Source organism: Fibrobacterota bacterium (assembly GCA_019509785.1).
Taxonomy (GTDB): Bacteria; Fibrobacterota; Fibrobacteria; order UBA11236; family UBA11236; genus Chersky-265.
In genome coordinates this window covers 1-14,062 of sequence record JAEKLQ010000067.1, presented here as the reverse complement: position 1 = coordinate 14,062, position 14,062 = coordinate 1, and the positions used below count along the sequence as shown (strand labels likewise).

Here is a 14,062-nt window from a genome sequence, read left to right as displayed (position 1 = left end):
ACCTAACGGGCACCCCATGACTGACTTCCGGATGGACGATAAGGAAAAGGAAAAGGAGAAGGAGGAATCCAATCTCGGCAAGGAGATCATGGAGTCCTTCATCAAGGCCCGCAAGATCTTCCTGTGGTCCCAGGTGGACGATACCGTCGCCGAAAAAGTGGTGAAGCAACTGCTCTACCTGGACACCCTCAACCATGAGGACATCACCCTCTACATCAACAGCCCCGGCGGCGTGATCTCTTCGGGCATGGCCATCATCGATGCGATGAGCGCGATCAAGTCCGACGTGGCGACCGTGGTCTCGGGACAAGCCGCCTCCATGGGCGCGCAACTTCTGGCCCTCGGGACCAAGGGCAAGCGTTACGCCTGGAAGAACGCCCGCGTCATGATCCATCAGCCCCTCATTTCCGGCCAGATGTACGGCCCCGCCACCGATATCCAGATCCAGGCGGAAGAGATGCTGCGGATCCGCAACGTGCTGAACAAGCTGCTCGCCGATGCGACCGGCAAGAGCGTAGAGCAAATCGAATTGGATACCGATCGCGATCGCTTCATGACGGCCGAAGAAGCGAAGGCCTACGGCATGGTGGATTTCATCGAGAATAAGCTCTAAGCCCCGGAGCCGCCTGCGCCGAATGGCGCAACGAAGCCACTGTCCCAAACCGAGCCGCCAATACTCCAAGTATGGCGGCTTTTTCTTTTCCTGAACCGCCCGCCGAAGCTTCCCTTGGGCAAAGCCCGTACTTCGTCCCCGCATTCCGCTCTTTCTTTCGGCATTACACCGTGTTATGATACCCCAAGAACCCAATCGCGATCGGCAATATGGCAGAGGATTCCAAACAGCGTTACCAGCGGATTATCCAGGATCTCGGGCAGATCCCCACCATGCCCACCATCGCCGCGAAAGTGATGCAGATCGTGAACGATCCGCATTCCAGCGCCGAGGACGTGGCCAAGTTCATTTCCCGGGACGTGGCCCTCACCTCCAAGGTGCTGCGCCTGGCCAACTCGGCCTTCTACGGGATCCCCCGGACCATTTCCTCCGTCAACTCGGCCATCGTCATCCTGGGATTCAATACCATCCGCAGCTTGGTGTTGTCGGCCTCGGTGCTGAAAGTCTTTCCCCAGAAACCCGGCCTGGTCCGATTCGATCGTAAAGCCTTCTGGAAGCATTCCTTCATGGTGGGAATCGCCTCGCGCATGTTGGCCCAGATCTATCGCAAGAAGAAGTTGGTGGACATGGAGACCGCTTTCTCAGCCGGTTTGTTGCACGACATCGGGAAGATCATCCTGGAGCAGTTCTCCAACGAGGATTACCTGCCCGTGCTCAATGCCGCCAAGGAGAAAGGGCTGCCCCTGGTCATGGTCGAGAAATCCATCTTGGGCATGAGCCACGCGGACGTGAGCGGGATGCTGGTGGACAAGTGGCAGATGCCCAACGAGCTGAAAGGCCCCATCGTATTCCACCATTCGCCCTTGGAAGACAAAACGGCGCAGGACATGGCCTGCATCGTCCATTTCGCCAACCATCTTTGCCATCTCAAAGGCAGCGGCTGCATGGCCGAGGAAACCTACGCGCCTTTAGCCAAAGAGGTCGAAGGCTTGCTGGGGCTGGGCATTTCCTCCGAGCAATTGCTGGAAGAACTCGAAAAGCATATCCAGGAAGCGGAGCCTTTCTTTTCCCTTATCGAAGCGAACTGAGGTTCGCCCGACCGGCGGCGCGCCTATGCCAGAAAGCGATTTCGGCAATCCGGAAGCCTTCTTCGCCCGCTACGTCCGCCGCGACGGCGGCGTCCCCAAGAATCCCGTTCTGATCCGCGAGACCCTGGCCGTGCTGCGCGATCCCGCCTGTTCGGCGCAGGACCTGGTGCATGTGCTGGAGAAGGAACCGGCCGTCTCCTCCAAGGTATTGAAGGCGGCCAATTCGGTCTTCTACGGGACCCCGCGCAGCATCACCTCGCTCAAGGCGGCGATCGTCCGCCTGGGGAACCACAATATTTCCCGCATCGCCCTGTCGGCCTCCCTGGCCGGAAGCGAGGGCCCGCTCTGGGGCGATTTCTGGCGCCACTCGATCGCCGTAGGCCTGCTTTCCCGCCACATCGCGCAATTCACCGGCATTTATACCCAGCAAGAAGTGGAAGAGCTTTTTTCCATGGGCCTCTTGCACGACCTGGGCGCCATGATCGAACTGGACTCGGGCGAATTCAAGCGCGTGGAGCGGACCATCGAGGCCGGCCCCCATACCCTCGCCGAAGCCGAAAACCTGGTATTCGGTTTCGATCATGGCCGCTTGGGGAAGCATGTCGCCGAGCAATGGAATTTCCCCGGCGATCTGGTGGCCGCCATCGGCCATCATCATCAGCCGGAGCAGAGCAAGGAATTCTATAAGAAGACGATCGTCGTGCACTTGGCCGATCTCGTCTGCCACGGCTTCCAAATCGTGAGCCTGCCTGGCGAAGCGCCCCCGCCCACGCAGGACGCGTATCTGGAAGAGCTGAACCTGCCGGTGGAGCAGTTGGTGATCTTCGGGGAGTGGTTGTTGCAGCAGAAGGATGAAATCGACGCGTTCGGGGATCTGATGCGGGATGCTTCTTCGTAGGTCCCCCTGCGGGTCCGGCCGGGCGGGGCGGCGGGCGCGCACGGCGCTAGACCCACCCCTGGATCTATCCTCGTTCCGGGAATGGGGATGCCCGCGTATCGCCCCCTGCATCGATGTTGCGCGCACGCGGGCTTTCGCGCACCGCGTTCGCTTCCCATTCCCGGAACTTCGTCCGCTTGTTATGCGCCCGCCGCCCCGCCCGGCCGGACCCGCGCGGTCCATCCGAGGCTGCGTCCCGCAGCCGATCCCGCTTTCGCGGTGGGTGAGATATAGGAAGGTTGGCTTTGCGATCGGGGCAGGGTCCGATTCGTGGAGAAGAATCCTTGGCCGTCCTTCGGCGGGCCTCGTCCGTTGCGGCGATAGCGGGTCCTGATAGCCCCCTTTTCCGAATGATCGCAGCGCCCCCTTTGGGGCCTTCCTGCCGCGGCCCGCTGCGTTCTGGCATCGCTGCGTCCATAGTCAGGGTCCAATTGATCCTGTGCTTTCGAAACGCCTATGCGGCAAGACCCGGTCCACTCAAGCGTAGGGGTTGCGGTAACGGACGGGCTCCCGGGGCGCTCCGCCGGTGAGTTGTAAGCGTCCACGGCCTGGGGAAGGGAGCCGATCCAGGGCATGGAAAGCCCGCGGCAGCGGGCGCCGTCTCCCCAGGCCGTGAAAGGCCCTCAGGGAACCGAAAGCGAGCAGCCGAACCGGCGGAGCGCCCCGGGAGACCGACCGGCCCCGAAGGCCACGCGGATATTATATTCCCCACAGCATCGGGGATTCAGAATGGGCTTTTTCGGCAAGATTTTCACCGGCCTCACCAAGACGCGCGAAAGCATGGTCAAGGAGGTAAAGGGAGCGTTCGGCAAGGGCAAGCTCACCGAGCAGGTAATCGAAAACATCGAAGAGAAGCTCCTTGCCTGCGACATCGGCATCGACGTGGCGTCCGCGATCATGGATTACGTGCGCACCAAGGCGCGTGGGGAAGAGATCGACTCTCAGCAGTTGCTGGGATGGATGGCCGAAGCCACGCGCGACCTTTTGCCGCAGACGCCGGCGTGGGAAGCGAAAGCCAAACCCCACGTGATCCTCATGATCGGGGTCAACGGGGCGGGGAAGACCACGACTATCGGGAAGTTGGCGCACTTTTACAAAGGCCTGGGTTTGAAGGTGATGGTGGCCGCGGGGGATACCTTCCGCGCCGGAGCCATCGCGCAACTGGAGCGCTGGGCGGAACGGACCGACGTGGACATCGTGAAGCACCAGGAGGGCGCGGATGCGGCCTCGGTGGCGTATGACGCTTACGCGGCGGCCAAGGCCCGCGGCTTCGATATCCTCATCATCGATACCGCGGGGCGGCTCCAGAACAAGGGCCACCTGATGGAAGAGCTACGCAAGATCGTGCGCGTGCTGCGCAAGCACGATGAGTCCTTGCCGCACGAATGCCTGCTCGTCATCGACGGCAATACCGGACAGAACGCCATCCAGCAGGGGCAGGGTTTCAACGGCATCGTGAAGCTGGACGGTTTGGTGGTGACCAAGTTGGACGGGACCGCCAAGGGCGGCGCGATCATCCCTATCTGCCGCGAGTTCGGGATTCCCGTCGCTTGGGTCGGAGTGGGGGAGGACGTGGGCGATTTGATCCGCTTCGATCGCGAAGAGTACGTGCGGGGCCTTTTCCTGAAGGATGCCGAGGCCACGGAACTGATTCCCGATCCCACGGCTTTGCCAGCCGGGAAAACGGCTTCGGATTATTATTTGGGTGTTTGAGGAGCGCCACCGGCGACGGCGGTCCCTTTCGGGGCCTGCGGCCCCGCTGGACCGCTAGCCTGTCACGATTCGGTAAAAAGATATGCAAGCATGCAACCGCGTTTTCGCCCTTTGTATGTTCCTCTCGCCGTTCTTCCGGGTGGAGGGAAACGGCGATTCCGGCATTCGCATAGCCGGGTTGGGGAATTCGAATTGACACGTTCAAGCACCGGCAGTACTATCCAATTAAGGGCCTTGCGGTGGTTACCGCTGGCGCTCCTGGCCGTATCGGGTTGCCAGAAAGGTGAATTCGCCCCGGATGCCAAGTTTGTAGATTTATACGTCGAATTGAAGCTCGCTACCGTGGGGTACGCCAACGACTTGGACAAGGTGAACCAGATCCGGCGCGTTATCCTGGCCCAACACCAGGTGACTCCGGCCCAGTTCCACCGTGAGACCGAGGATTTGATGGACCACCCCGGGTCCTGGCGACGGTTCCAGGAAGAAGTGGTCGCCCGTGTGGAGGCCTTCCAGGCCCGCCAGGCTTCCGCGACGATTTCGACGGGCGAGATGAAAGCATCGGGTAAATAGGAGCGAACATGGCATCGGAATTTGTGAAGGAACTGACCAGCGAGAACTTCGAGCAAGAAGTCGCCGCATACACCGGTACGGTCTTGGTGGATTTTTGGGCCCCGTGGTGCGGCCCTTGCCGCATGGTTGGCCCCGTGGTCGAGGAACTCGCCAAGGATTACCAGGGCAAAGTGAAGGTAGGGAAGCTGAATACCGACGATGCTCCCGACATCGCGAGCAAGTTCGGGATCCGCAGCATTCCCACCCTGCTTTTCTTCAAGAACGGCGCGGTGGTACAACAGCTGGTCGGCGCCTATCCCAAAAGCAAGATTAGCGAGAAGCTGGAAAGCGCGCTGAAGTGATATGAAAGGTTTGCGCGGCATCTTCGTCCCCGTGGCGCTCCTCGGCGCCTTCGCCAGCCTGGGCTTTTCCCAGGACCTGGTGTGGAAACCGTTCGATAAGGGTCTGAAGGACGCCGCCGCCGGCAAGAAGTACGCCTTCGTGGACGTCTACACCGATTGGTGCGGCTACTGCAAGATGGTGGAAAGCACCACCCTCAAAGCCAAGCCGGTGCTGGCCGAACTCGAGAAGAACTTCGTCAGCATCAAGTTCAATGCCGAGAGCCAGGATCAAGTCACCTGGAAGGGCAAGAAGATCGCCATGCGCGATTTGTCCCTGTCCTGGGGCGTGGAAGGTTTTCCCACCTTGCTTTTCATCAGCCCTAAGGGGGAGATCATCGGCAGCTTTTCGTCCTACGCCGAAGCCGACCTGATGATCAATCTGCTCAAATACATCTCCTCCGGGGCGCGCGAGCGGAAGGTTTCCTTCGAGGAGTTCTTGAAGGGCGCTTCTTGATGGAAATCCTGTTCTGGGTGACAGCGGGCATGCTGGTCCATACCTACCTGTTGTACCCGGTTTCGCTACCGGTCCTGAGCCTGTTCTGCTCGTTCAAGCGCAAGCAGGGCAATCCCAACAAGTTCAAGGTCTCCATGGTCATCGCCGCCCATAACGAGGAGAAGGTGATCGAGGAGAAGATCCGCAATACCTTCGATCTCGAATTCCCCCGCAAGAACATGGAAATCCTGATCGGCTCGGACGCTTCTACGGACCGTACCAACGCCATCGTCGCGAAGTACGCGCCCCAAGTGAAGCTTTTCGGCTTTTCCCAGCGCGGCGGCAAGGCCTCCGTGCTCAACCAATTGGTGCCGCGCGCTTCCGGGGACATCCTGGTCTTCTGCGACGCCAATACCATGTTGCTGCCCAACGCCTTGCAAAAGCTACTGACCCATTTCGAGGATCCCTCGGTCGGTTGCGTATGCGGGCGGCTCATCCTGCACGACGCCGGGAATTCGGCCCTGGGCGTGGGCGAAAGCATCTATTGGAACCTGGAATCGGAGATCAAGAAGCTCGAGGGTAAGCTGGGGATCGTAATCGGCGCCAACGGGGGCATCTATGCCATCCGCCGCGAGTTGTTCGAGCGCATTCCCGTCGACAAGACGGTGATGGACGATTTCTTCGTGACTACGCGCGTGCTGAAGGCGGGTAAGGAGGCCATCTACGAGCCCCAGGCTATCGGCAGCGAAGAGACCTCTCTGGAAACCTACGGCGAGTTCCATCGCAAGGTGCGCATCAGCCAGGCCAATTTCAACCTGCTGCCCAAGTACATGCCCCTCTTGAATCCGATGCGGGGATTGGTGGCCTACGGATTCTTCTCGCACAAGTTGCTGCGCTGGGTCGCTCCCGTGCTGATGATGGTACTGCTGGTTTCCAACGCGCTCCTACTGGATCGCAGTCCTTTGTTCTACGCCCTTTTCGCGGCGCAGGTGCTGCTTTATTTCATCGCCGGGTTGGGCTACGCCCGCAACGGCAAGACCAAGAACTCCAAGCTGCTGCTCATCCCTTTCTATTTCGTGTCCATGAACATGGCCCTGTTCATCGGCATGTTCCGGGCCACCTTCCGCAAGGAAGGCGGGGCCTGGCGCCGTATCGAGCGGAGCGACATATTCCGCATCGAGACGCCAGCGCATAAGCCGGCGCGGGTCAAAGTGAACGAGCTCTCCTCGTAAATTCTCCTGTGGTAGGTCTCGGCCGGTCCGGGTGGCTTGGCCGGCTCAGACAAGGCTCGCCTGTGCTGCGAGTCAATGCTTCCTCAGGATTGCCGACGCCCGCAAATCCTTCCCTGGAATCGACATATCGCGCTTGCGGGCTTTCATTAGCTTGGTGCGATTCTGCAATCCTGAACTCGCTCCGCCTCGATTCGCCGGCGCAGAGCCGCGGCCCGGCCGCCCCCGGCCCCCGGCCGAATTACGAGTGGAGCTCGTTACTCTTATGAGCGCGGGGGATCTGGTCGATCGACTTTATCCGGTGACGCGGGCTCTTGTTGTTACTTTTGGGGCAATGGCCCGAGGCCTTCCGCCCATCCGCATCCGTGTACCTGAATTCATCCGCTTCGCTTGGGCAGGCGCCTTCGCGATCGCGCTCCTGTCCCCGAGCCTCTCGTGCGCCAGCCTTGTCCTGACGGGGTCCATCGGGGCCAATTCGCGGGAGCATTTCCGGGGGGCGATGTTCGCCTATTCGGCGGCGGGGTATTTGAAGATCGATGACATGACCTTGATCGGCGTCCAGTCCGGGCAGGGTTCGGTGGCGGGGGCGGATGCGATCCCCGTGCTGGGGAGCGCCATCGTGCGGCTTCCCATCGGGCGCATCGTGTTGCCCATCGCGACCGGTGACGTGGGCTACGTGTTCGCCGACGCGCATGCGGGCCTACTGTGGCGGGCCGGAGGGGGATTCGATATCCGGAACGGGCGCCACTCCAGCTTTCTGCTGCAAGGGGCCTACGAACGCCAATCGTCCCGCGCCGGGTGGTTGGGCCGGTTGGGATTGCTGCTAGAGTTCTGAACCGCGATCGCGGCGGCCCGCCCGGCTCGCGGCGGCCATTCCGGTTGCGGCGGCCATTCCGGTTGCGGCGGCCGGCCCGGCAAGGGTAAACTTTCCCCATGTCCGCTTTCGACCCCGGCGTTCGGCTGGTCAAACGCAGCCTAGATGCCTTGGGCCTGGAGCTGCGCCGCGTACGGCCGATCTTGGGATCGGGGGCCCGCAGCTATTCCAATTTCGGCGAAGACGCCATCATCGGGTCATTGCTGGGAAAGCTCCCCATCCGGCACCGCTTCGCCGTCGATATCGGGGCCGGGGACGGGGAGGCCATGTCGAACTCCTATGGGCTGTTCCGCGAGGGATGGGACGGTTTGGCGGCCGAATGGGACGGGTTCAAGTTCTCCAAGCTGGCCTACCGCTATGCGGGATTTCCCGGGGCCCGCTTGGCCCGGGCGCGGGTGACGCCGGATAATGTTCTGGGGCTATTGGCCGCCGCCGAGACGCCGAGGGAATTCGGCTTCCTCAACCTCGACATCGACAGCTTCGATTATTTCGTGCTCGAACGCTTGCTCACGGAGTACCGCCCGTCGCTCATCTGCGCGGAAATCAACGAGAAGATCCCGCCGCCCCTGAAATTCACGGTGAAATGGGATCCCGATCATCATTGGGCGCAGGACCATTTCTTCGGGCAGAGCCTATCCATGCTCGAAAGCCTGGGGAAGGCCAACAGCTATGCCCTGGTTGCGGTGGAGTACAACAACGCGTTCCTGATCGCGCGGGAATTGAATCCGGTACCCATGGTTTCGGCGGAGGAGGCGTATCGCGTAGGTTACTCCTCCCGCGCCGACCGCCTGCAAAGGCTCCCCTGGAACCGGGATATGGAGCCCCTGCTCGCGATGGAGGCGGACGCCGCACGGGCCTTCGTGCGGGAGAAGTTTGCCGCTTACGATGGGAAATACGTTCTGGTTTGAGGAACGGGAGATGGATGTCGGGGCCCGGCCAAGCCGGGGGCCGACCACCGTGGGCCGGGACGATCCTATTCCAACAAGCGGGCGCGGGCCCACTCCTGGGCCGATTCCGCGTCCGCCAAGTCCCCTTCCAACTGGAGCTCGAAGCTTTCGGCGATAAGCTTGCCGACTTCCGGCCCCGGCTTCATGCCTAAGGTGAGCAGGAATTTCCCGGTGAGATAGGGCTTGGGTTTTTCGTCCAGCACGTTCAGCAGCCGCGATTGCTCCAGCAGCCACTCTCCCGCGGGGAACTGCCGGGCCAGGGCATCGGGAGTGGTGCGGCCGAAATGATCGGCGCGGGCCACCCGGACGAGCTTTTCGATGTCCACCCGGAGGGCCAGGCGGCGGATGGCGCTGGGCTTCACCTCGGCGCGGGCCTTGTAGAGCAGGGCCGGCTTCAAGTGTTCGCGTACGAAGACCACGACTTCTTCCACCAAGGCGGTCTCGCGGGTCAGGCGATCGAGGAAGCTCCGGGTGGGCGCTTCGCCGCGGACGTCATGGGCGGGACTGCGCCATCTGCCCTCGGAAAAGACCGTGGCCGCGGGTTTACCGAAATCGTGGCAGAGCGCGCCCAGCATCAGGGCCAGATTGTCGAATTCGCCGTACTCGTTGCGGCGCAGCTTGGCGGCCTCGTCGATTACCATGTTGTTGTGCACCCACACGTCGCCTTCGGGATGCCACTCGGGCTCCTGCTGGACGTCCATCAGCGCCCCTAACTCGGGGAAGTACGACAACAGCCCCAGCTTGCGCATCCACTCCAGGCCCAGGGAAGGGCGCCCGGCCTTGAGAAGCAGCTTCTTGAATTCGCCGAAGATGCGCTCCATGGGAAGTTCCGCCAGGGGCAGGCGGCGGCACAGTTCCTGGGTCTCGGAGGCGATGTCCATTTCGAAGCGGGCGGCGAACTGAACCGCGCGCAGCACGCGCAATGGATCTTCGGAGAATGCCGCCGAAACGTGGCGCAACAGCTTGGCCCGCAAGTCGCGATGGCCCCCATGGGGATCGATCAACTCCATGGCGGGAATCAGGATGCCCATGGAATTGATGGTGAAGTCCCGCCGCGCCGAGGCCGCCGCGAAGGTCAAGGTCGGATCGGCGGTCACGGCGAAGCCTTTATGCCCCGGCCCCGTCTTGTTCTCGGTGCGCGGGAAGGCGAAGTCGAAATTCAACCCTTCTATGCGCATGGTGATCACGCCGAAAGCCTTGCCCACAAGGTTGGGCTTCGCATGCCGCATCAGGATGTTGAACAGGCGTTCCATGTCCAGCCCGTACACCTCCAGGTCGTAATCGTGGCAGGGGATATCGAGAAGGAAGTCGCGGACCCAACCTCCCACCAGATAGATGGCGCCGCCGGCCTGATTGATGTCGGCGGCGATCTCGAGAAGGCGCTTGGGGAGGATTTCGGGAGAGGCGATCATGCGGGGCCTATTTGGGATCCTGGGGGGTAAGCGAATCCTTGGGGGTAAAACGATCGTTTAATCCCTCTACCGCGGCGGAGTCCTTGCTCTCGGCCGCCTTCGCGCGCCCTTCGCATTCGGCCAATTCGTCCTCCGCGAAACGCTTCTGATCGTCGCTGAGATCGCCGTATTTCAGGCGGGTCTGGAGCTCTTGGCATTCCATTTTCACCGGAGCCGCGCTGCATCCGGCCAATACGGCCGCCGCGGCCGCCAAGGCCATTCCCGCCCAGATTGTATTTTTCCTGAATCGCATGGGCAATAATTTACTTAGTCGTAGCGCTACCGCTTCTGGCCGAATCCCCGCCTGAATCATGGATCCCGGCCTCATTCGCGCGCTCTTCTTGTCCGCTTTCGCATGCGGCTTCCTGCTGGAAAGCGGCCTGGACCTTCTCAATCGCCGCGAGATCCTCCGCCATCCCGGCTTGCCGGAGCGCTTCACGCGCGCTCCTTTCGCCGGTCGCTTCACGCCGGAAGGGTACGCCCGCAGCCGTGCCTATGCCCTGGAGCGGCTCGCCTTCGGAGGTTGGGCGCGCTTGTGGTCGGCCGCCATCGGCCTGGGGCTGTTGTTTTCCGGATGCCTGCCCGCATTCGATCATGCGCTGGCCCGCGCTTTCGGCGACGGCCTCTCGCGCGGCGTCGTGTTCCTGGCCGGAGTTACGGCCGTTCCCGCGCTGCTCAACCTTCCCTTCGCGGCCTGGTCCACCTTCCGCATCGAAGGCAAATACGGGTTCAATACCATGACCTGGGGCTTGTTCTGGCGCGATACCGCGCGCGAGCTGGCGCTTTCCGCGGCCCTGGGGCTTCCCTTGCTCTATGCGCTGATGGCCTTCTTCCGCTTCGCGGGCGCGCGCTGGTGGCTGTGGGCCTTCGCCTTCGCGCTCCTCTACCAGGTTTTCCTGCTCTTCCTTTATCCCGGTTTCATCGCGCCGCTCTTCAACCGATTCACCCCGCTCGCGGAGGGCGATCTCCGCCGCGCCATCTTATCCCTCGCGGATCGATTGCGGTTCCCGTCCGCCGGCATCTTCGTGATGGACGGCAGCCGCCGCAGCCTGCATTCGAACGCATACTTCACGGGCTTCGGCCGCTTCCGGCGCATCGTCCTTTTCGACACATTGTTGCGCCGGATGGAACAGGATGAACTGGTCGCGGTGCTCGCCCATGAGATCGGGCATTACCGGCTGAAACATGTCCGCACCATGCTGCTCACGCAGGCTTTGCTGTTGGGTGCCCTTCTCTTTGCCGCTTCCGTGGCCCTGCGGTTCCCTCCGCTCTACCAGGCTTTCGGCTTCGCCGCCGGTCCTGCGGGCGCCCGGACACTGGCCGACGCATTCGCAGGCCCGCCCACGGCCGGGCTCTATCTCTTCATGGCGGTCTTCTCCGCTCTCGGCCCGCTCTTCGCGCCCTTGCGAAACCTCCTTTCGCGCCGCCATGAGTACCAGGCCGATGCCTTCGCGGTCGCGGCCACGCGCGATCCCGATGCCATGCGCTCCGCCCTCATCAAACTTTCGGAGCAGAACCTCAGCAACCTGACACCGCATCCCTGGTATAGCGCCTTCCATTTCTCCCATCCCACCCTGGTCGAGCGGGTCCTCTCCATCGAACGCGCCGCCGCGACTTCGGACTAGACCCCTTTTTTCAGGGAATTCCGCCCGTCGGTTCCTATCGTCCCATTTTTCCTCACATCGCTTGCTGTTCCGGCCGACTTTTTGCTAAATTTCTCCCTCCCTTTTGAGGAACGGCACTTTTGGATGCGATTTGGCCAATAGCCAGCGCGGCCAAGGATAGGAAAGGCACTTCGGGCCAACGTAGCTCAGCTGGTAGAGCACCTGATTTGTAATCAGGCGGTCGTGGGTTCAAATCCTATCGTTGGCTTTCCTAAAGTCCCGAAGGATCCTCGAAAAGGGAAAAACGGGACCTCTTGAAAGGGTGGGTGCCCGAGTGGTTAATGGGGGTGGACTGTAAATCCACTGGCTATGCCTACGGCGGTTCGAAACCGCCCCCACCCATTCAGGAGGCCCCAATCTCGCGCGCCCGCGGCCAGCCGCCCGCACGAGCACAGCCCCGCTAGCGCAACGAGCGCCGCGGAAGCATAGGGAACAAGCCCGCCAGCGCGAAGCGCGCCCGCGGGCAACAGACAAAGGCCCGCCAGCGCAAAGCGCGCACGCGTGCCAATAGACACAGCCCCGTAAGTGCAAAGCGCGCACGCGGAGCAATAGACACGGGCCCGCCAGCGCGAAGCGCAAACGCGGGCAAACGACAAGACCCCTACCATAGGGTCTTATCGCAACGGAAAGGCGACTAAGGAATAGCAGGAAGGCTTGGCCTGAGAAGTCGAAAGCGGAGGTCGATGGCGAAGCCGCCCGAGGAGCCGTGCAGGTGCACGGCGACGAGGGCAATGAAGCCAGCGGCCTCTGATTTCGGCTTCTCAGCCAAGCAAAAGCGGGCTTAACTCAATTGGTAGAGTACCACCCTTCCAAGGTGGCTGTTGACGGTTCGAGTCCGTTAGCCCGCTCCACTTCCTCCTTGGTGAGGCCCAAATAGCTCAGGGGTAGAGCACTTCCTTGGTAAGGAAGAGGTCTCGGGTTCAATTCCCGATTTGGGCTCCATCAAGGGGGCGGTTCGTTCGGCGGTCGGTCCCATAAGTGAATGGACCGGCCTGAATTAGCTCAGGGCAGAAGGTGAAATTTCCCGGAAATTTTGCTATTTATCTCTGCTCCAAAATTTTACCCGGACTTTTTTGCCCGGCATGTGTACGGAATCGCTGAAATCTCGATAAGGATGTCAAACAGGAGGTTATAGGGAAATGGCCAAGGAGAAATTCAATAGGAATAAGCCCCACGTGAACGTCGGCACCATCGGCCACGTGGACCATGGCAAGACATCCCTGACCGCCGCCATCACCACCGTTTTGGCCAAGTCCGGCGGCGCCGTCGCCAAGAGCTATGGCGAAATCGACAACGCCCCCGAAGAGCGCGAACGCGGCATCACCATCAATACCTCGCACGTCGAGTACGAGACCAAGAACCGCCATTACGCCCACGTCGACTGCCCCGGGCACGCTGACTACGTCAAGAACATGGTCACCGGCGCCGCTCAAATGGATGGCGCCATCCTGGTGGTCTCCGCCGCCGACGGGCCCATGCCCCAGACCCGCGAGCACATCCTGCTCGCCCGTCAGGTAGGCGTGCCCTATATCGTCGTGTTCATGAACAAGGTGGACATGGTCGAAGACGCAGAGCTCTTGGAGCTCGTCGAAATGGAAATCCGCGATCTTCTCAAGAAGTACGAGTTCCCCGGCGATGATATCCCCATCATCCAGGGCAGCGCCGTCAAGGCCCTCGCCGGCGACATGGGTCCCTTGGGCGAACCCGCCATCCTGAAGCTGATGGAAGCGGTCGACACCTACATCCCGACCCCGGTCCGCTTGGTCGACAAGCCGTTCCTGATGTCCGTCGAAGACGTCTTCTCCATCACCGGCCGCGGCACCGTCGCCACCGGTCGCGTGGAAGCCGGCCGCATCAAGGTGCAGGAAGAAGTCGAGCGCGTCGGCCTGGGCGACAGCAAGAAGTTCATCGTCACCGGCGTAGAAATGTTCCGCAAGCTCTTGGACGAAGCCCAAGCGGGCGACAACGTGGGTCTCTTGCTTCGCGGCGCGGAAAAGCAGGACATCGAGCGCGGCCAGGTTTTGTGCAAGCCGGGCACGATTACGCCCCATAAGAAGTTCAAGGCCGAGATCTACGTCCTGTCGAAGGACGAGGGCGGCCGTCATACGCCTTTCTTCAACGGCTACCGCCCCCAGTTCTACTTCCGCACGACGGACGTGACCG

General features: G+C 61.5%; 14 protein-coding genes and 4 tRNA genes. 16 read left to right on the top strand and 2 right to left on the bottom strand.

The genetic code is table 11. The features are described from left to right. Positions 1 to 31 precede the first annotated feature (31 nt). From JF616_19380 to JF616_19335, 10 genes are all read left to right on the top strand, one after another. Positions 32 to 613: an ATP-dependent Clp protease proteolytic subunit gene (locus tag JF616_19380; GenBank protein MBW8889924.1), complete on the top strand. Its 582-nt coding sequence runs from the start codon at positions 32 to 34 to the stop codon at positions 611 to 613. A 209-nt stretch (positions 614 to 822) separates the two neighbouring features. After that, positions 823 to 1,701: an HDOD domain-containing protein gene (locus tag JF616_19375; GenBank protein ID MBW8889923.1), complete on the top strand. Its 879-nt coding sequence runs from the start codon at positions 823 to 825 to the stop codon at positions 1,699 to 1,701. A 25-nt stretch (positions 1,702 to 1,726) separates the two neighbouring features. Beyond that, on the top strand, positions 1,727 to 2,599 hold the full coding sequence (locus JF616_19370; protein MBW8889922.1) for an HDOD domain-containing protein: 873 nt from the start codon (positions 1,727 to 1,729) through the stop codon (positions 2,597 to 2,599). 768 nt (positions 2,600 to 3,367) lie between these two features. Further along, a complete protein-coding gene (gene ftsY / locus JF616_19365) occupies positions 3,368 to 4,351 on the top strand; it encodes a signal recognition particle-docking protein FtsY (GenBank protein MBW8889921.1) in 984 nt (327 codons plus the stop codon). Positions 4,352 to 4,585: 234 nt separating this feature from the next. Next, the gene (locus JF616_19360) at positions 4,586 to 4,921 is read left to right on the top strand and encodes a hypothetical protein (GenBank protein MBW8889920.1); all 336 of its coding nucleotides are present in this window, start codon (positions 4,586 to 4,588) and stop codon (positions 4,919 to 4,921) included. A gap of 8 nt (positions 4,922 to 4,929) precedes the next feature. Next, complete coding sequence (trxA, locus tag JF616_19355) at positions 4,930 to 5,262, top strand: thioredoxin (protein MBW8889919.1); 333 nt, start codon at positions 4,930 to 4,932, stop codon at positions 5,260 to 5,262. 1 nt (position 5,263) lies between these two features. Further along, the gene (locus tag JF616_19350) at positions 5,264 to 5,755 is read left to right on the top strand and encodes a thioredoxin fold domain-containing protein (protein ID MBW8889918.1); all 492 of its coding nucleotides are present in this window, start codon (positions 5,264 to 5,266) and stop codon (positions 5,753 to 5,755) included. Then, positions 5,755 to 6,966: a glycosyltransferase family 2 protein gene (locus JF616_19345; protein ID MBW8889917.1), complete on the top strand. Its 1,212-nt coding sequence runs from the start codon at positions 5,755 to 5,757 to the stop codon at positions 6,964 to 6,966. Before JF616_19350 ends, JF616_19345 begins: the two co-directional genes overlap by 1 nt. A gap of 331 nt (positions 6,967 to 7,297) precedes the next feature. Next, complete coding sequence (locus JF616_19340; protein ID MBW8889916.1) at positions 7,298 to 7,798, top strand: hypothetical protein; 501 nt, start codon at positions 7,298 to 7,300, stop codon at positions 7,796 to 7,798. 98 nt (positions 7,799 to 7,896) lie between these two features. Further along, the gene (locus JF616_19335) at positions 7,897 to 8,745 is read left to right on the top strand and encodes a hypothetical protein (GenBank protein MBW8889915.1); all 849 of its coding nucleotides are present in this window, start codon (positions 7,897 to 7,899) and stop codon (positions 8,743 to 8,745) included. 65 nt (positions 8,746 to 8,810) lie between these two features. On the opposite strand, the gene JF616_19330 is transcribed toward JF616_19335, so the two are convergent. Together JF616_19330 and JF616_19325 are read right to left on the bottom strand one after the other, a co-directional pair. Then, positions 8,811 to 10,196, bottom strand: coding sequence for an HD domain-containing protein (locus JF616_19330; GenBank protein ID MBW8889914.1), 1,386 nt, complete (start codon positions 10,194 to 10,196; stop codon positions 8,811 to 8,813). Between the two features lie 7 nt (positions 10,197 to 10,203). Further along, positions 10,204 to 10,488, bottom strand: coding sequence for a hypothetical protein (locus JF616_19325; protein ID MBW8889913.1), 285 nt, complete (start codon positions 10,486 to 10,488; stop codon positions 10,204 to 10,206). A 58-nt stretch (positions 10,489 to 10,546) separates the two neighbouring features. Here JF616_19325 and JF616_19320 point away from each other — a divergent pair, with 58 nt between their 5' ends. From JF616_19320 to tuf, 6 genes are all read left to right on the top strand, one after another. Continuing rightward, positions 10,547 to 11,860, top strand: coding sequence for a M48 family metallopeptidase (locus JF616_19320; protein MBW8889912.1), 1,314 nt, complete (start codon positions 10,547 to 10,549; stop codon positions 11,858 to 11,860). Positions 11,861 to 12,034: 174 nt separating this feature from the next. Then, positions 12,035 to 12,107 (top strand) — tRNA-Thr (locus tag JF616_19315). Between the two features lie 52 nt (positions 12,108 to 12,159). Then, a tRNA-Tyr gene (locus JF616_19310) sits at positions 12,160 to 12,241 on the top strand. A gap of 433 nt (positions 12,242 to 12,674) precedes the next feature. Next, a tRNA-Gly gene (locus JF616_19305) sits at positions 12,675 to 12,750 on the top strand. Positions 12,751 to 12,766: 16 nt separating this feature from the next. Next, positions 12,767 to 12,841: transfer RNA gene (locus tag JF616_19300), tRNA-Thr, on the top strand. Positions 12,842 to 13,038: 197 nt separating this feature from the next. After that, positions 13,039 to 14,062, top strand: a 1,024-nt coding sequence (gene tuf / locus JF616_19295) for an elongation factor Tu (protein ID MBW8889911.1), incomplete at its 3' end; no start/stop codon positions are given.